Annotated in this window: 15 protein-coding genes and 2 pseudogenes; 8 read left to right on the forward strand and 9 right to left on the reverse strand. The window is 54.7% G+C overall.

From position 1 onward, the window contains the following. Positions 1-248: 248 nt before the first annotated feature. From CAF65_RS21010 to CAF65_RS21025, 3 genes and pseudogenes are all read right to left on the reverse strand, one after another. Positions 249-440, reverse strand: a pseudogene (locus tag CAF65_RS21010) (transposase); the annotation flags it as partial. A 13-nt stretch (positions 441-453) separates the two neighbouring features. Next, positions 454-2964, reverse strand: coding sequence for a bifunctional diguanylate cyclase/phosphodiesterase (locus tag CAF65_RS21015; RefSeq protein ID WP_085718014.1), 2511 nt, complete (start codon positions 2962-2964; stop codon positions 454-456). A gap of 1032 nt (positions 2965-3996) precedes the next feature. After that, positions 3997-4926: a malate dehydrogenase gene (locus CAF65_RS21025; protein ID WP_085718016.1), complete on the reverse strand. Its 930-nt coding sequence runs from the start codon at positions 4924-4926 to the stop codon at positions 3997-3999. Between the two features lie 1305 nt (positions 4927-6231). Between CAF65_RS21025 and CAF65_RS21040 the strand changes: the two genes are divergently transcribed. Beyond that, positions 6232-6672, forward strand: coding sequence for a DUF2628 domain-containing protein (locus CAF65_RS21040; protein WP_085718019.1), 441 nt, complete (start codon positions 6232-6234; stop codon positions 6670-6672). 302 nt (positions 6673-6974) lie between these two features. On the opposite strand, the gene CAF65_RS28385 is transcribed toward CAF65_RS21040, so the two are convergent. After that, positions 6975-7226 (reverse strand): hypothetical protein, encoded by a 252-nt coding sequence (locus tag CAF65_RS28385; protein WP_178076726.1) that lies wholly within the window; start codon positions 7224-7226, stop codon positions 6975-6977. Between CAF65_RS28385 and CAF65_RS28185 the strand changes: the two are divergent. Then, positions 7149-7304, forward strand: a pseudogene (locus tag CAF65_RS28185) (IS5/IS1182 family transposase); the annotation flags it as partial. The gene CAF65_RS28385 and the pseudogene CAF65_RS28185 overlap by 78 nt on opposite strands. 327 nt (positions 7305-7631) lie before the next feature. Here CAF65_RS28185 and CAF65_RS21045 read toward each other — a convergent pair. Then, positions 7632-8591: an AraC family transcriptional regulator ligand-binding domain-containing protein gene (locus CAF65_RS21045; RefSeq protein ID WP_085718108.1), complete on the reverse strand. Its 960-nt coding sequence runs from the start codon at positions 8589-8591 to the stop codon at positions 7632-7634. A gap of 69 nt (positions 8592-8660) precedes the next feature. Here CAF65_RS21045 and CAF65_RS21050 point away from each other — a divergent pair, with 69 nt between their 5' ends. The 4 genes from CAF65_RS21050 (at position 8661) to CAF65_RS21060 (ending at position 10824) form a co-directional block, all read left to right on the forward strand. Continuing rightward, entirely contained in the window at positions 8661-9515 is an 855-nt protein-coding gene (locus tag CAF65_RS21050; protein WP_085718020.1) for a sterol desaturase family protein, read from the forward strand. Further along, positions 9512-10108, forward strand: a complete 597-nt coding sequence (locus CAF65_RS21055; protein WP_085718021.1) for an NADPH-dependent FMN reductase — start codon at positions 9512-9514, stop codon at positions 10106-10108. The genes CAF65_RS21050 and CAF65_RS21055 overlap by 4 nt, the downstream gene beginning before the upstream one ends. A gap of 214 nt (positions 10109-10322) precedes the next feature. Further along, positions 10323-10451 carry a hypothetical protein gene (locus CAF65_RS28860; RefSeq protein WP_256578693.1) on the forward strand — a complete coding sequence of 43 codons (129 nt, stop codon included), beginning with the start codon at positions 10323-10325 and terminating at the stop codon, positions 10449-10451. 163 nt (positions 10452-10614) lie between these two features. Next, positions 10615-10824, forward strand: coding sequence for a helix-turn-helix domain-containing protein (locus CAF65_RS21060; RefSeq protein ID WP_256578699.1), 210 nt, complete (start codon positions 10615-10617; stop codon positions 10822-10824). Here CAF65_RS21060 and CAF65_RS21065 read toward each other — a convergent pair. From CAF65_RS21065 to CAF65_RS21080, 4 genes are all read right to left on the reverse strand, one after another. Then, positions 10800-11705 (reverse strand): hypothetical protein, encoded by a 906-nt coding sequence (locus CAF65_RS21065; protein ID WP_085718023.1) that lies wholly within the window; start codon positions 11703-11705, stop codon positions 10800-10802. The two genes, CAF65_RS21060 and CAF65_RS21065, sit on opposite strands and share 25 nt — an antisense overlap. 633 nt (positions 11706-12338) lie before the next feature. Beyond that, positions 12339-13190 carry an AraC family transcriptional regulator gene (locus CAF65_RS21070; RefSeq protein WP_178076729.1) on the reverse strand — a complete coding sequence of 284 codons (852 nt, stop codon included), beginning with the start codon at positions 13188-13190 and terminating at the stop codon, positions 12339-12341. Between the two features lie 256 nt (positions 13191-13446). After that, positions 13447-13734 carry a putative quinol monooxygenase gene (locus CAF65_RS21075; protein WP_085718025.1) on the reverse strand — a complete coding sequence of 96 codons (288 nt, stop codon included), beginning with the start codon at positions 13732-13734 and terminating at the stop codon, positions 13447-13449. 770 nt (positions 13735-14504) lie between these two features. Next, positions 14505-14966 (reverse strand): hypothetical protein, encoded by a 462-nt coding sequence (locus CAF65_RS21080; protein ID WP_085718026.1) that lies wholly within the window; start codon positions 14964-14966, stop codon positions 14505-14507. Between the two features lie 263 nt (positions 14967-15229). Here CAF65_RS21080 and CAF65_RS21085 point away from each other — a divergent pair, with 263 nt between their 5' ends. Both CAF65_RS21085 and CAF65_RS21090 read left to right on the forward strand, forming a co-directional pair. Next, positions 15230-15595, forward strand: a complete 366-nt coding sequence (locus CAF65_RS21085) for a hypothetical protein (protein ID WP_085718027.1) — start codon at positions 15230-15232, stop codon at positions 15593-15595. A 169-nt stretch (positions 15596-15764) separates the two neighbouring features. Continuing rightward, positions 15765-17030, forward strand: a complete 1266-nt coding sequence (locus CAF65_RS21090; RefSeq protein WP_085718028.1) for an epoxide hydrolase family protein — start codon at positions 15765-15767, stop codon at positions 17028-17030. Positions 17031-17047 lie beyond the last annotated feature (17 nt).

Raw genomic sequence — 17047 nt, forward strand, 5'->3', positions numbered from 1 at the left:
CCATGGCTTTGCCTTCGTTGAGTGTACGTCCGCTATGGCTCCAGGCTGTGTGAAAACGTTTTAGAGCAGGTTTGACGTACCAGCGTGCAAAAAAGGCGCTTTAACCAGCCAATGAGCAGGCAGTTTGGGCGGACCGACTTGTTCAACAGAATCGGCCAATAGCGTAGATGACGGGAACGCTATTGCTCTATGGGTGAGCTATGGGTCGTTTGCAGCCTATCTGCGACAGGCAGAAATCGGCTGTGGATTCAACCGGTCGACGCAACAGATTGGCTAAATCGTTCAGCGGGCGTTTCGTAGTTCAGTGTTTTCCGAGGACAGCTGTTCAGCTGCCTTGCCACTTCATTGAGCGTGGCTTGCGAGTGCTCCGCCAGGTCGGTCCCTTTCGGGAAGTACTGCCTTAACAACCCGTTGGTGTTCTCATTCGATCCCCGTTCCCAGGCACCTACGAAGTTAAGGCGATTTAGTCTTGGTCCTTGGGAAATCAGTGCTCGCCATTAATCTTTCGCGAACATACTCCTCAAATTGTTCGGCTGGCAGTGGCGGGGAAAACAGGAAGCCCTGGTAGGTCTGGCAGCCATGCTTGACCAGAAAGGTACGCTGAGCTTCTGTCTCCACACCTTCTGCAATCACCGAAAGCCCCAATATCTGGCTCAGGCTCACAATCGCGCAGGCGATGGCGGCGTCGTTGGGATCAACCAGCACATCTCTGATGAAGGACTGGTCGATCTTGAGTTGATCCAGCGGAAGGCTCTTCAGGTATGACAGTGACGAGTAGCCGGTTCCGAAATCATCCAGTGAAAGGCCTATGCCGATCTCTTTCAACTCGATCATTTTGGCGACAGTACCTTCCATATCCTCTATCAGCAGGCCTTCGGTCAGTTCCAGTTTCAATTTCTTCGGATCGGCCCCTGTGTGTCTCAGTACTTGCAGTACCTCCTCGACGAAGTCCGGATGGTGAAACTGGCGGGCGCTGACATTCACAGCCATACCCAGTCGGGCGGTTTCCGAATGCTTTGCCCAGGCAACCAGCCGAGTGCAGGCTGCCTGCAGCGCCCAACGGCCTAACGGCAGAATCAACCCCGTTTCCTCTGCCAATGGAATGAACTCGCCTGGAAACACGACTCCGCGCTCAGGATTCTGCCATCTCATCAGTGCCTCTGCGCCAATGATACGGCCCTCACTATTCACCTGCGGCTGGTAATGAAGAAGGAATTCGTTGTCCTGCAAGCCTTGGCGCAAGTCTACTTCCAGTCTGGCGCGTGCCGTGGCAACCGCCTGCATTTCCGGATCGAAGAAGCGCATGGTATTGCGGCCCGCCGCCTTGGCGCGATACATCGCCAGGTCAGCGCGCTTCATAATATCGTCCGCTGTGCTCAGCTGCCCCTGGAACAGCGCAATGCCGAGGCTGGGGGTGCTGTGGTGCTCATATCCATCCAACTGGTAGGAAATGTTCAGAGAGTTGAGAATCTTTTCACCAATAGCCTTGGCCTGGATAGCTGCTTCTGGAGGATTCTCATTAAGGCCATCCATCAGGACGACGAATTCGTCTCCGCCCAGGCGAGCCACGGTGTCGCTCTCGCGTATGCAGCCGCAAAGGCGCAGAGCAACTTGTTGCAGCAACATGTCGCCTCTGTCATGCCCCAGCGTGTCGTTCAGTGCCTTGAAGTTATCCAGGTCAATGAGAATTATCCCGCTCGTATGCAGGCTACGGGAGCTGCCCGCCAGCAGATGCTGTAACCGGTCCAACATGAGCCGCCTGTTGGCCAGCCCGGTCAACTGATCGTAGAAGGCCAAACGCTGGACCTCTTGCTCAGCGGTCTTACGGTGGGTGATGTCAGTATTGATCGACAGAACGGATTGCGGCTGGCCATCATCGTCTCGCACCAGGGTTCGATGACTTTCGAGCGTGATGGTGCAGCCATCCCGGCGTCGAAGTGTAACTTCGTCCGCCCAGTCACCCGTTTCTATCAGGCTGTTGGTGGCCGCATTGAAAGCGGCGCTACCCTGGTAGATCAACTCCTGCGCCGATTTGCCGAGTGCCTCCTCCTTTGACAGACCGTAGAGACGCTCGGCACTCTTGTTCCAGTACAGGATGCGGTTATCCATCCCGTGAACGACAATGGCGTCCTGGGCCTTGTCCAGCAGCGATGCTTGCTGGCGGGCCTGCTTCTCGCTTTCGCGCAGCACTGCCAGATAACCTTCCCTTTCGGCTGCTTGCGACTCCATTTCGCGCCTGATCTTGCCCCCGTAGATAACGGCCGCACTGACCATCAGTAGCACGAACACCATGATCGCGTATTCGACCCGGCGCAGTTCTTCGACCGACTCAAGCTCCTCCTCCAGGAGCTTGCTTTGAATCAGGCCAACGCGATCGCGCACGGTACTGAGTGAGGCGAGCAACAGGGCAAACTTCCTGTCCATCGTTGCCATGCGTTTGCCGGCATTATCCGACTGCCCCTCCCTGAAGTAGGAAAAGATCAGCAAGGCCTCGTTCACCATTTCGACCATCGCGGCATCAATTGCACCCACCTCATCCTTCAATGCAAGGGTAAAGGCTTGTATATCTGCACTGTGTTCAGCCTCATTGGCGATCCGTACTTCCAACTGTTTTTTGGCCATTGCCAAATGCTCGCTGAAGGCGCGCAAGGCTTCATTCATGTTCCGCGATTCGGCTTCAACATTATGTGTATCGAACACATTATTGCCCGGCGCATTGACTGTGGAAGCGAGGCTGCCCAGCGTTGAATAGCTCGACAGCTGTTGGACCCACGACTGGTTTGCCTTGATGGAGCGGTGATAGGTATCGACGATCAGGTGATTCAATAGCACGCTCAGCACAACAACCAGCACGTCGAATCCCGCAAGAAAAAAGTACATGCGGTGCCATTTGGTCGAGCGCGGCTTATTTGAACGGGTGGGTATGGCTTGCTTTGCGGCGCTTTTATTCCTGAAAAAATCCATTTCACAATCTCCAAACATAATCCTTCTAAATTGACCAATAGAAGCGGTATTCGGAAACCCATTAACCTTTTGTGCCGACACCTGAACCTGAGAACACACCACACGTAGCATTAGCCAAAATTTTTCTCTGTTCTGGATTCACGCTGGTTTTCGTGAGTGAAGCTCCCGAGACAAGCAATAGCTACCGAAGCTATACGTCTTAAGTGTCACGCCAACCAACTATTCGACACTAAGCAATGCATTTGGCGATGCTAATTTCATGGTGAAATTTTTTACTCTCGGAAGCAGTCTCTTAACATTTCGACGATAAAACGAAATCATTTTCATTTGTCGTGTTTGACATCATCTTTTCAGGTTAGTCCAAACCCTGCACCTGCAGGTGCAGGGTTTGCTCCATGCCTTCCCGAGTGTCGTTGCGGATTTGCACCCCTGAACTGGATGCTTCACGCAGAATAGTCGGGTGACATAGGGCACGTTGCGGGTCATTTCCGCGCAGCCTGCCGGACTGCCTGATCAGTTTCGACAGCAGACCAAGCATAGCCACTAATTTGCCATTATTCTGTTCGCCGACTGCTCCAGGTCGGTAGCAGCCCTTGATGGTCGGCAGCTTTCGGCCCAGGCTGTGTGAAAACGTTTTAGAGCAGGTTTGACAGTCAGAACTGGAACGAAAATCGCGTTTCTACGCAAATTTCCGATCGGTGATGAACTAAACGCCGACAGATTTTACGTAGCAATGCAGACTACAAAACGGTGCATGCGTTTCACACAGCCTGGGCCAAAAGCGACCATCGAATGTCCACTTATTCAGGGGCGACTCACAAACAGGATTGGCCATATAGGGTATAGGGACAGTCGAAACACGCATCGGTCGACCGCGCCAGCTGTATACCGGTTTGAAGAAACGCGACTATCCGGCCTGTTCAGCCCCATAAAAGATCATAGTGCCACTACCTGACGCCAGGTAACACCATGACCCCGAGCGCTAGGGACAGGCGCTCCACTCCCTGTAGCGCCCCCCTCATATAGCCCCGCTCACAAAGCATTCATTTCAGCAATATCACGCACCACCTGATCTGCAGAGCGGTCGAACATCGCCTGCTCCTGCGCATCCAGAGACAACTCGATCACCCGCGCAACCCCATCCTCTGCCAGCACACAGGGGACACCCATGGCAATACCTGTTCGCCCGTACTCGCCCTCGAGAATCGCGACCGTCGGCAAAATGCGGTTTCGCCCATTGGCGATAGCATCCACCATCTCTGCAATTGCCACGCCCGGCGCATCGCAGGCGCTCCCCACCTTCTTCAAACCCAGAATCTCGCCGCCACCCTGTCGTGTGCGCTCTACAATCCGCTCTATCTGCTGATTGGACAGGAAGTGAGACAGCGGCACCGAACCGACCGTACAGTATCGCATCAGCGGCACCATGCTATCGCCATGCCCTCCCAGCACCAGCGCCGTGATATCCCGAGCAGAAAACCCTGTCTCCTCGGCAATGAAACACTTCATGCGCGCTGTATCCAGTACCCCCGCCTGCCCGAACACCCTGTTACGTCCCAGCCCACTGAGACACCAAGCCCGATAGGTCAGCACATCGACCGGGTTCGACACCACCAACACCGTCGCCGCCGGAGCATGACGATTAATGTCCAGCATGATGCTATCGAGAATTGGCAGATTGATACTCAATACATCCTGACGCGACTGACCAGGCTTGCGGGGCACACCCGCCGTAATCACCACCAGGTCAGAATTTTGCAGCAATTCGGCATTGGGCCCGCCGTAAACCCTGGTATCAGAACCTGACTCAACTGCCGCCTGCCAGACGTCCAACGCCTTGCCCTGTGCCAACTCACCCTGCACATCAATCAACATCAACTCACGACAGAACTCTTCCCGGGCGATGATCTGAGCCGCCGCCTCACCCACCACACCGGCACCCACAATTGATAGTTTGTTCACCTCACACCTCCCTGCGGCTCGCGCCACCAGCAACACGTCCGCCTATACAGAGAAGTATTACCCGCTAATGCTAAAAGACCACCCGAAGGTGGCCTGTAGTTGTTTTACCTGCTTTTCGCCCTTCCCATGCGGCATTAGCGGACTGCTCCAGATCTATCGCAGCCCTTTGCAATCGTCCGCAATGGGTCGACTTAAGCCGGTCACGACCGGCTGAGACCGGCCGGAAGCGACAATCTCTCATTCTCTTCCGTGTAGGGAGCACAACCTGGACAAAAGCACTACCTACCATACACTTTGCAAACAAAGGCACGTTTTTGTTTTCTGGCTAGCTAGCCTAGGTTAGGCCTATGAATCCTCGCTATCACGAGATACACCGGGCCGAGATCAAACGACGGCTGTATCGCTACGCCGATCAACAGTGGGATGCTCTTCTTGGTGCATTCGCCACAAGCATTATCCTTGCGGGCTTTGGGGTCAGTTTCTTTTTTTCGCCCATACCAGGAAGCTGGATTATAGGATTCGTATTCTTTTCCTTGAGTGCACTTTTTTTCGCCATGTATAAGTGGTTGCTTCGTACCCTGAGAAAGCGGGAAATAGACAGCGGATGGCTCAATACATCTGATCAATTAATTTTCATACTGCTTACTTGTCTGGCTATATTTTTATCTGACACTAATGAATGGATCTATTTTTTCGTCTTTCTTTGCGCAAGTGCATACAGTACTTGGCGTCTACGACAGAACCTGCGAACTCATTTGATGCGCTACTATTTTCGCGAAGCGCGCGAGTACATTCGAGAGGTAGAACGGTACAGCCCTCGCCCTAAACGCTCAACCGTGCTGAAAGCGCCACCATAGGGAAGGAGTACTTTGGTTCGCAAGCTGACCTTTTTGACCGGCAGCAACAGGCCGATTCTGTTGAAAAAGTCGACCATGGTTTGCGCAGCAGAAAAGTACGCGTCCGAGATTGAAATCTTTACTTTCGGCAGAGGCTTCCGGACTCAGATTTCACGTAGCAGTGTGCAAAAAAGGCGTTTTAACCAGTCAATGACCAGGCTGTTTGGGCGAACCGACTTTTTCAACAGAATCGGCCAATAGCAGACCTCGGGCGCGCTGCTAGACTCCGCAATGAGGCCAAAGACAATGCCGCCATCCCTACTCGCCTCATTTCGTGTTTCTGGCGCGACACTCTAGCAAAACAGGGAGTTACGCTTGAGCAAGGAACGTTATGCGACAGAAACTACGGAAAATACTACGCTACTTCTGCCGTCTACTTATAGTTAGCCACCATCAACAAGGAAGCCTCATGGAATCTCATAATCCCTACTCCCCACCCACCGCAGTGGTTCTCGAACTCAACGAACAACCAACTGACGAAATGATAGAAAACCTACCGATTTCTGCAGCTTGGAAAGAGCGCTTCAAGGCAATCGCTCATGCAGGCGGGCCAAAGCTACCCAACCTCAAAAATCTTCCAAAGCCGGAGCGAAGAAAAGCCTTCTCTTTTAACATATTGGCGTATCTCTTCGGCCCAATATATTACCTATCCAAAGGAATGTGGAAGAAATCAATCACATACTTAATCTTGTCAGTTGCCATTGTTATAGCCCTAAGCCTTCTTCTAGATTCGCTCGGATACCCCGAATTATCCAATGCCCTTAAATATGGAGTAAGTACATTTTATGCACTCCGCGCAAACATAGACTTTTACAAAAAAACCGTCCTACATAGCAACGGATGGTGGTAACAGCTAACAATGCGCTCAACCACCGCTTACTTCGTTTGAAAACTGGGCGCATATTCATTTCTTCTACTCTAATCGGCCTCTCCAAGACGGCAGCCCTGGGTTTATTTCAGCCGAGTCCAGCAGACAGGCTTTGTCCGGCAGCTGCCTCTCGTCAACGTCAGTTTCCGGCCGATTCTGTTGAAAAAGTCGAGCATGGTTTCCGCAGCAGAAAAGTATGCGTCCGAGATTGAAATCTTTACTTTCGGCAGACGCTTCCGGACTCAGGTTTCACGTAGCAGTGTGCAAATAGGTGTTTTAACCAGTCAATGACCAGGCTGTTTGGGCGAACTGACTTTTTCAACAGAATCGGTCGGATGCAGCCCTTCACGACAGGCAGAAATCGGCCAGAAGCTGTCCTTGTACCCCTTGATGTCGGTAGCCACCGTAAAACGCTTATGGTCAGCCATCTCTTTGCCGCGATCCCACGTCAGCGATTGCATCCGTTTCGGGTAATCAAGCGTCAGTTTAGCTATACGAAAGTGCGCTTTCGCGGCCTGATGAAAAGCGCCGCGCAACAGGCCACGCTATTTGCCCTGTCAAATCTGTGGATGATGCGAAAACGACTGGTGGTTGTGGGAGAGGTGCGCCTGTAATGCGGGTAAAGCGCCTTGAAATGGCGTCGTTCAAGGGGGATACGATGAGTTAAGAACAGGGACGGTCTGATTTCTGACCAAGCCAGCGTTTTTTTAACCTCAACCAAGGAGGGCATCAAAAATCGCTGACCACTTCAGACCTTCCCTAGCGGTTACTGAAGTCGTATATAACCTGAATGCCACGTTGCCCTCTTGCTGATCACGTCGCGCACACCTCTTGCCAATCATTCAGCCACACACCATCAGCACAAAAAACATCAAAAAAATGATTCTTCACGGAGCCCTGGGAAACACAGAAACAAGAACGCCGATTTTTTTGATGATGTTTCAACTCTGCTTCCAGCGTTTGCGTGCATGCAGATACGCAGCGAGATCCCCATAGCCCAATTGGTCGGCAACTTCCGCGCGGTTTGTTCCCAGAAACTCAAGATGTTGCTCCAGTTCGGCTCTCACCAGATCAAGTAACCGACGAAAAGTCATACCTTGTTCTTCTAGCCGACGACGTAATGTACGCGGGCTCTGGTGCAGAGCCTCTGCCTGATTTTCCAGGCTGGGCACCACGCCACGCGCCAGGCTTTGCCGCATGCCGGCCGCTACTTTGCCGGTCCAGCCGTTGAGCTGGAAATGTCGTGCGATCCGTCGGTCCAGCTCACTGCGCAACAACTCCGCCATCCCGTCGTGTCGCGTCAGCAAGGGCAACCGCAAGATGGCTGGGTCGTAATACAGGCAGTTTTGCGCGCACTCAAACGCGATGTTATCCCCGAACCACCGGGTGTATTCGGCGTGGTAGGTTGGTCGCGGATGGGCGAACTGAGCCCGCACCGGTTGGACTGGTTCGCCCGTGGCTTTGCGCAGTTGGGTCAAGGCCATCACGGAGTAATGCTCCACCACGTAGCGGGCCAGTTTGACGGGGGCGTCGATACGCAGCTCTACGCCCAGGCCATGGGTATCGCTAATCAACTTGATGCTGTCCATGTCGGAGGCCAGCCCTGCATAGTCGCTCCAGCACTGGATGGCTGCGTTGACGTCCGGGCAATACATGCAGATGTATGTCAGCTCGTGGCAGTCCTGCGGGGTGAACTCAGCGAAAAGGTGCAGGCCAATGGCGGGATCTTGTTGTGCCGCCGCCGTCCACAATTGCTCAAGCTCAAGCAGGCTGTAATCGCGCCGGTTACTGCGTGTCTGCTTATGCAGTACACGTTCCAGGACCTGTCCGAGCCGACCACGATGAAAGCGACGGGCTGGCTGGTTGGCCTCTTCGCGAGTGATTTTGTCCATTTCGCAAATGTTGTCCGGAAGGCTCATGGTTTCTTATTACTCAGGTAATGCCCAAATCGGGCCTGACTCGAGATTGCCATGAATACAATAATGCTCGCCAACAATCCAATTCTGGTCGTCGCCGGGATTTTTCTGGGTTTCATCTTGCTGGAAATTGCGTGCGCCTGTTTCCGCCAACCCAAAGGCCAACGCCGCGATGTGCTGATTGAGGTCATCGGTTCGTCGCTCCTGCTGGGTGTCACCTTTCCATTGGTGATGTTCTTCAGCAATTTGTTACTCGACGCGCTAGCCCCTCAATTTAAGAACAGCCTGGCCAACCTTCACTGGGTGGCGGGCCTTGGGTTGTTTCTGGTGTTCGATGACTTGACCCAGTACTGGTGGCATCGCCTGACTCATCGGCTGCCGTTTCTCTATGCCCTGCATCGCGCCCACCATTCGGCGCCCTACATGAGCATTCGTATCGTGTACCGCAATAACAGCTTTTACTACCTGCTGATGCCGGGCATCTGGCTGTCTGGAGCGCTCATCTACCTGGGGCTGGCACCGGTGTATTACGGTTACCTGATAGTCAAGATGACGGTGATTTTCGCCGCACACAGCAGTGTCGCCTGGGACGAGAAGCTCTACCGCATTCCGGCCTTGCGCCCGCTGATGTGGGTCCTCGAACGGACTATTTCGACCCCCGCCACCCATGCGGCCCATCATGGTTTGAACGCCAATGACGGCGTGACTCACTACAAGGGGAACTTCGGCAACCTGCTGTTCTTCTGGGACGTGCTCTTCGGTACGGCCAAGATCACTCGGCGTCGCCCCTCAACCTATGGCATAGAGGATTTGCATCCGGTGAAGTGGCAGCAGGAGTTGTTCTGGCCACTGGTGCGTTCGCGAAAGCGCGCAGCACAAAATGATCCCAAGCAAGAGGTGGTGCAATGAGCCTGAATATCGTGTTGATCGCAGGATCCAGCCAACTCAAAAGTCAGTCTGCCAAGGTTGCGAATTATCTCGGTCAACGGTTACTTACCCTCAGACTGTGCAAGCAGATAGCAGTGCTCGATCTCGGGAGCGATCCCCTGCCCCTCTGGCCAAGCGAAGACTCAAGCGACGCCTGGGAAAAATATTCGGCCAATTTGATTCAGGCGGATGCACTGGTAGTGGTAGCTCCGGAATGGAACGGGATGGCCTGTCCCGCCATCAAGAACTTCTTCGTGTATGCAACCCATAAGGAGTTGGGACATAAGCCAGCCTTGCTGGTCGGGGTATCTGCAGGTGTTGGTGGCGCCTACCCGCTCTCGGAGCTTCGGGCATCGAGCTATAAAAACTGTCGGATTTGCTACCTGCCAGAGCAGTTGATTGTTCGAAAGGTGGAACAGTTATTTAACCCGGGACCTGGCGCGAATCCAAAAGAAGACAGTATCCGGGCTCGTGCGGACTGGACGCTGGAAATACTGGCCGAGTACGCAACCGCAATGAAAAACATCCGATCGCGTATAGAGATCGACGCCGTGTCGTTCGCAAACGGTATGTAGTCGGGAGGCATTGATTCACGACCTGATCCTCGTTGCGCCAGTAGAGCCCTCGTGTCGCCGCCATTCTGCTCGATCAGAGGCAAGAAACCGGTAAGGGCGCGCACCCTGACGTACAGATCAGCTCGATTCATGCTGTATCAAAATGCCGAGTGATTAGAACGGCTGCGTGCAATCGTGGCTGGAAATAATGAATACACATCAGAGGTAGTTTCAGATGATAGGCAGCTATCAGGACATCCTTTTCATCGAACAGGCTCCACAGCCGAATGAAGGTGTAGCGAGCACCTATGCCCTGCTGGAGCGCAGTGCCAGGCAATACACCTTTGCCAACGAGGCGCTCTAAGCGCCTTAGCTGCCTTTCTCGAAAGACAGCTTCACGCCCTGAGGAAGTCAGTCAACCTAAATCAAGGTTCTTGAGAAACGGTGAACCACGCGTCCTCAAGGCATTCAAATAGGTGGTTTCATCGTAGGGCGTCCTGGTCTGCCAGCACCGGTACAGAACCCGAATCCACTTAAACGCGAGTGCGCGTACAGCCGCCTGTTCGTTCAAGGCGTTGCGGCACTTATTGCGCGAAATACAACTGAGCGTGGTCACTGTCGCCAATGAAGTCGGCTACTCCAACTCCAGTCACTTCGCCCATGTATTTCGTAAACACACCGGTCCTTCCCCAAGCGACTACCGGCGCCAGCGTCAGGACTCTGCTGGCCGCAGATAGGGTTCGATAAAGCCGCAGCCAAGGATCTCGTTCAGGCGTTGCGCATCGTTCATTCGGCGAAACAGTCCAATAGTCTTCCACGGCGCGTGACCATCGACATTGGGCGCTCCCAATCCGGCCAACAGGTCGGCGATCAGTATTGATCGGGTCTCAAAAGAGATGCGTGTCAGCCCGGTGCTATTGCCGACGCCGGCATGGGCATGAGCCCCGGAAAAGGCGATCAGGCTCCCCGGAGCGATATCGACGGCAATCCCCTCCTGCGGGTCGATCGCTTCCAGCAGATGCGGAATGGCTTCGTCGGCATCCACGGCATTGCGGCCGTCTCGATGGGATCGCTGCAAAATGGCGCGCATATCGAAATCTGCGCTCGAATTACCCAGCGGTCGCTGCCAGAGGCCTGGATACAAGGCGACGGTACGCCCTGCCGCGATGGGATAGATGGGCGCCCACCAGTTGGTTTGTGCATAGATATTCGACCCCCAGGTATCGCGGTGAAACGCGATGGTGGCCGTCGTGCGTGCACGCGGCGTCGACTGCCCTGGCTCGCAATGCGGCTGAAAACGCAAATGCAGGCGATCGCACGCCAGGGTATCGGGGGCGATGCCAAGGCTTCGCATGACGTCCTGCCAGCGTTGCTGGACCTCAGCCGAGCCTGCGAAGTCGTTCTGAATTTTCGCAAAGCGCTCAGTCTGCTCAGGGTGGCTCAAATGACGATGGATCAGTTGCGGCGACCAGGGGTGCAGCGCGTCTTCGAGGAAAGCACGCGTATATTCCACCAGCGCCGTCATGGGCTGCAGGTCAGTGAAGCGAATAATCTCGCCAGCATAGATCCGGTTATGCAATTGGCGAGCGGTGCTCGGTATGGCAAGCGAGCTGTACATGACTGGAAGTCCCCTGAAGGTGCGCCCCTGACTTTAGATCCACGCCGATTGTGGCGAAAGTGGCAGGTGGGGCGAAAAAGCGCGGATCAGGCCCTGGGGACGTGAGCAACAGGCGACCTTCAAGCCATGAATGGGGCGCTTATGGCAGTTCTTAACAGGCAGTTAACGGCCGATTCTGTTGAAAAAGTCGGTCTTCCAAAACTGCCTGATCATTGACCGGTGAAAACGCCTTTTTTTCACGCTGCTACCTGAGGTCTGCGTCTGGAAACCTCTGCCGAAAGTAAAGATTTCAATCTCGGACTCGTACTTTTCGGCTGCGAAAACCATGGCCGACTTTTTCAACAGAATCGGCCAAAGACAGCCGTTCGGAGCGTCTATAAGTTTAGGTGCTATCCAGTTAGCCTCGCTCGCTGTTTCGCCCCCCCTAACAGGTGTTGGCGCCGACGCCAGATTGACCTTGGTGCCGGAATCCGTTGACCCAGCCTACTACGCACAAAACGAGGGTCAGCGCGGCTTTCGATGGTTCAACCAGGGTCAGGCAGAATCGGCCGCCCGGGTCAAAATTTCGTCGGTGCCTACAACCACGCCCAACAACGCCCTGTCGCGGCAGCGTAGGGCCTGGACCTGGTCGCGCTACAGTTCTGCCGCGAAGGTCTTGGCTTTCTTCGGCGTGACACCGTACCGTTGCTTGTAGACCTTGATGAAGTGGGAGGTATTTTCATATCCCACCTCCGCAGCCGCGTCGGTGACGGAATAATTTTTAGCCGTCAACAGCTGATGCGCGATGTCGACTTTTTTTTCGATGATCCAGCGGTTCGGGGTGGTGTTGTAGCTGCGCCTGAAGTCGCGGATAAAGGTCGACACGCTGCGTCCCGTCAGCAGGGCATAGTCTTCAATCTTCAGCTTGTGCGAATAGTACTGCTCCATGAAGTCGGTGATAAGGCGGCGTTTGCGACTGCCGCCGCAGGACAGCTCGCGCAGGAAACGGAAGGACTTGTCCTGGATGGCGATCAGGTGCAGTAGTTCGAGCAGTTTCAATTCCAGCAGCGCGTCGGAGCCCTCCGCACCCTTGTAGACATAATTCAGCGAATCGATGTAGCGCTGAATCTGTTCGTTAGCGTGCAGGGTATAAGTGCCGTGCACGTCTTTCTGCAGGCCGTCCGTGTGCGAATTGCCTGTACCGGCCACGCGCGACAGGTATTTGGCGATCAGCTTATCGTCGAAAAACAACAGCACCGCCTCGAAGATATCGCCGCCAGTGACGTAGTCCGAAACCGTATAAACGCCTTTGGAGAGGAAAATCAAATGATTCTCGTCGACTACATTGGCCATGGCGTCATAGTCGCGAATAATCTGCTTGCCCTGCTTGATGTAGACGATTAACGGCGTGGCGATATAGATCGCCTTGTTTTCCAGGTTCGTTTCAAGCGTTTTATGGAGGATGGACGAGCTACCGTCAGCGAGGATAGGCTTTACGTTGCGCATCGAGTAAAGCGCCGCCGGTACTACTTCGAGTGTCATTGTTATGGCTTCTCAACAAATTGGCCGCCCCATTTGGACAACACGGTATCCAGCAGCGCGGCACGCTGCCGCCCAAGCGTGTAGGACGTTCTGGACGGAAGAGGATCCAGGAAAATAGCAGAAAATACGTAACAGCAAGTAGCGCGTGTCTGCCCGAGATGGCGCCGGATGGCGCGACCGGACTCGGCGCACCACGCGCCTTGCCGCTGACGTTACGGCATCAAACTTCGCTGAAGTAGCCGCTGACCGGCGCACTGCTCAGATGCTCGACGATAACCTTCCACTGACCGCTCGAGATCATCTGGTCGACGTGGGTGCCGTGCATTTCACGCGAATCCCAGGCTTCCACCAGCGTGAACGCGAGCGGATCTTCCAAATGGTTGAGGATCTTGACCGTTTGGCAACCGTCCACCTTCGGTAGATTGATCTTCACGTCGTTCATGATGTCCTTGAACGATTGCAGTTTTTCTTCTTTTACATTAAAGCTGATGATGAGACTGACAGACATATTACTTCTCCAGTTGGGTTTGACTACAAAAAACATCGTCGATTACAGGAACCGTAGATTGACCAGGTGGCGCAAACAAAATGCGCAGGATACGAAAAGAATGTTCAGACTTTCACTTACCGTTCCGTTCCCGTATCTAACATGGCCAGGCCGACCACCGGAACCACTAAGCTATTGATCCATTGCTTGGCCCGGATTGCATCAATAAAATCTTTTCCATCAACATGACGCGCAGTGCTGCGTCGAAAACCATCTTTCGTTAGAGATCATTGCGTAAAGTTCTTTTTTGTGTCGATTCGACATGACGCAAAGAATGCGCTATGGAAGCAACTACTATATATATAGTTAAAAAATGAAAATGATTGAAAATTATTAAAAATGCACGATTCCAGTCACTCTTGCGTTTTTATTGCGCGACGGCCGATGGCATGTGCCGCCTGCGGGAACGGGGAGTCAGGCGTGGTTCAAAAACGGCCTGTCTTGGGTAACGCGGGTGAGCGGAATACTTCCACCGAAGCAATGGAATTTTAATGATCTGGGAGTCGAGGTGGGGAGGCCGGCTAGATGATTCTCAGATTTATTTTAGTCACTCTAAACGTCCGCTCCTGGCCGCTCTCTGCCGGTCATGTTTACAAAGCCTGCTGGTTAAATCCGATGCAATCGGTGGTCAAGTGCAGTGCAATTTCGCGCCTGACGACCAAACCAGTACTGCCCACGCAAAAAACCCTTCCTGCGCGTCAACACAGGAAGGTTTTTTTGTTTGCGGCTGATCAGTCTTTGGCCTGGCTCAACTTGGTGTACAGCTCGGTCGGTACTTTCTTGCCGTTGGAGATGAACTGGTTGGTGCGGTACTTGTACGTCTCACCCTCGGACAGGAAGCCGTCGCCGTTGGTGTCTATCGCCTTGAATTCCTCAGTGCCATTGGGCGCCACCGCCAGCAGTTCCTTGAGCGACACGCGGCCGTCATGATCGGCGTCGGTGCGTGCAAAGGACGCATCGCCGCACTTGCCTTCACCGCACTTGCCCTCGGCCTGGTTTTTTTGCGCGCTGGCTTCGCTGGCACCGCACTTGCCTTCGCCACATTTGCCTTCGCTGGTCTTTTCCGCAGAGGCCAGTTGATAGCCTTGAGGCAAGGCTTCGGCGGAAAACGCGGTTGAAGCGAAGTTGATACCGCCGACCAGTGCAACAGCGAGCAGGCCAATACGGGTTTTGTTCGACTGGATACGAGACATGTTGATACTCCGGATCAATGGCGTGGCTGGACCACTATTGGTCGTACCACAAGGGTTAATGAAGCTGTGTGCGATCTGCGTTGGGCATCTCGCTTTGGCAGGTCTATTTGGCCCCCGTGGTGTATCCCGGCTGTATCGGTGAAGAGTGGGTTTTGTATGGCCGTATGAAGATGTCGTGCCTTGATACACGGTGATACAAGAAACCTCTCAAGCTTCTATCCTTCGTTGACGAAGTAGACCTTACAACTCAAGGAGCTTAAGAGATGAGCGGTAAGCACGTGGCAGCAGGTTTCAGCTTGCTCTTCGCACTCAATGGGGTATGCCTGGCGGCGGGCACCATTGCCTTTCAGGGCAGTATTGTCGAACCGGGATGCACGTCCCGCGTGGGCACGGATGCCACATTGGCGCTCTATGGGTGCCCTGCACACAGTCGCGAAATGAGCATTGAGGCAAGGGTCATCCAGCCGACCGTGAGCGTCCGCGCTGTCGGTCAGACAAGCGTCAAGGTCAAACTGCTCGCTGACAGTGGGCGGGAAAGTCGTTATTTCGATCAGCAGTATGTGTTGGTGGGCGATGCAGGTTCGCCGGTCCGCTCCGGAAACTACCTGATTACCCTTGGCATGCCCTGATAACGGAGTCGGGGTCAGCGGCGCCCGGCCGACAGTCGTCCCGGTGCAGTCTTGTGCGAAAACCTTCTTGCGTGTCCCGTGCAACGAGATCAGTCTCTGGAGCTGTATCGACCTGCGCCCCTGCGCTCCAGGCACGGATGAACGCGTACCCCTCAGCGAGGAAATGAAGATGAAATCTGCTTTCGTCGTTCTGCTGATGACCCTCGCACTCTGCAGCTCGCCCCTCGTGAGCGCCGGTCCCGCTGCTGACGCCGTTGTGCCCTTCCATGTCGATATTTCGGATCAACAACTCACTGATCTGCGCAGCCGCATCGCGGCAACGCGCTGGCCGGACAAGGAGACGGTGGCCGATCGATCCCAGGGTGCGCAGCTTGAGAAACTGAAGGAGCTGGTTCGCTACTGGGGCACGAACTATGACTGGCGCAAGGCCCAGGCGCAGCTCAATGCCTTGCCCCAGTACACGACCACCCTCGATGGGGTCTCGATCCACTTCATCTGGGTGCGCTCGCCTGCGCCGAATGCATTGCCGATGATCCTGACCCACGGTTGGCCAGGCTCGGTGCTGGAGTTCATCAAGGTGGTCGGCCCACTCACCGATCCGGCCACTCATGGGGGCAATGGCGCAGATGCTTTCGACGTGGTGATTCCATCTATTCCTGGCTACGGCTTTTCCGGCAAACCGACTGAGCCCGGGTGGGACCCGGACCATGTGGCCCGGATCTGGGGGCAATTGATGCAGCGACTGGGGTACAGCCGCTACGTCGCCCAAGGTGGCGACTGGGGTGGCCCCATCACGAGCGCCATGGCGCGTCAGTCATTACCCGGGTTACTGGGCATTCACCTCAACTTGCCGGCGACGGTGCCGCCGGAGGCAACCGCCGCACTCGCTGCCGGAGGTCCTGCGCCTGCCGGGTATTCCGAGCAGGAACGCGCGACCTACGACGCGCTGGCCGCCTCCATCAAACAGGGAAACCTGGCCTACAGCGCGATGATGGCTGCGCGGCCGCAATTGATTGGCTACGGCGTAACGGATTCCCCGGCATTCCTCGCGGCGTTCATGCTGGGTCACCCCGGATTTGCCAAGTGGACCTATGGCGCCGACCCACAGCAATCGCCAGGCAAGGATGAGGTGCTGGACGACATCACGTTGTACTGGTTGACGAACAGCGGCGCCTCGACCAGCCGGCTCTATTGGGAAAACAAGGGCCGCAGCCCGCTTTTTTCTGCGGCACAAAAGACCGGCGACATCACACTGCCGGTGGCCGTCACGGTGTTCCCCGATGACGTCTATTTTCCGCCGGAGAGCTGGGCCCGACGCGCCTATCGCAACCTGATCTACTTCCATCAGGCGGCCAAGGGCGGCCATTTCGCAGCATGGGAACAGCCGGAGCTGTTTACCGAAGAGCTGCGCACGGCGTTTCGGCCGCTGCGCTGAACCACCGGCCGGCTTCG

Source organism: Pseudomonas sp. B28(2017) (assembly GCF_002113025.1).
Classification (GTDB): domain Bacteria; phylum Pseudomonadota; class Gammaproteobacteria; order Pseudomonadales; family Pseudomonadaceae; genus Aquipseudomonas.

Coding starts and splice junctions, on each gene's coding strand:
- CAF65_RS21055 (WP_085718021.1), top strand. CDS start 9,512: ATGAGCCTGAATATCGTGTTGATCGCAGGATCCAGCCAACTCAAAAGT.
- CAF65_RS28860 (WP_256578693.1), top strand. CDS start 10,323: ATGATAGGCAGCTATCAGGACATCCTTTTCATCGAACAGGCTCCACAG.
- CAF65_RS21085 (WP_085718027.1), top strand. CDS start 15,230: ATGAGCGGTAAGCACGTGGCAGCAGGTTTCAGCTTGCTCTTCGCACTC.
- CAF65_RS21065 (WP_085718023.1), bottom strand. CDS start 11,705: ATGTACAGCTCGCTTGCCATACCGAGCACCGCTCGCCAATTGCATAAC.
- CAF65_RS21075 (WP_085718025.1), bottom strand. CDS start 13,734: ATGTCTGTCAGTCTCATCATCAGCTTTAATGTAAAAGAAGAAAAACTG.
- CAF65_RS21070 (WP_178076729.1), bottom strand. CDS start 13,190: ATGCGCAACGTAAAGCCTATCCTCGCTGACGGTAGCTCGTCCATCCTC.
- CAF65_RS21090 (WP_085718028.1), top strand. CDS start 15,765: ATGAAATCTGCTTTCGTCGTTCTGCTGATGACCCTCGCACTCTGCAGC.
- CAF65_RS21050 (WP_085718020.1), top strand. CDS start 8,661: ATGAATACAATAATGCTCGCCAACAATCCAATTCTGGTCGTCGCCGGG.
- CAF65_RS21040 (WP_085718019.1), top strand. CDS start 6,232: ATGGAATCTCATAATCCCTACTCCCCACCCACCGCAGTGGTTCTCGAA.
- CAF65_RS21080 (WP_085718026.1), bottom strand. CDS start 14,966: ATGTCTCGTATCCAGTCGAACAAAACCCGTATTGGCCTGCTCGCTGTT.
- CAF65_RS21015 (WP_085718014.1), bottom strand. CDS start 2,964: ATGGATTTTTTCAGGAATAAAAGCGCCGCAAAGCAAGCCATACCCACC.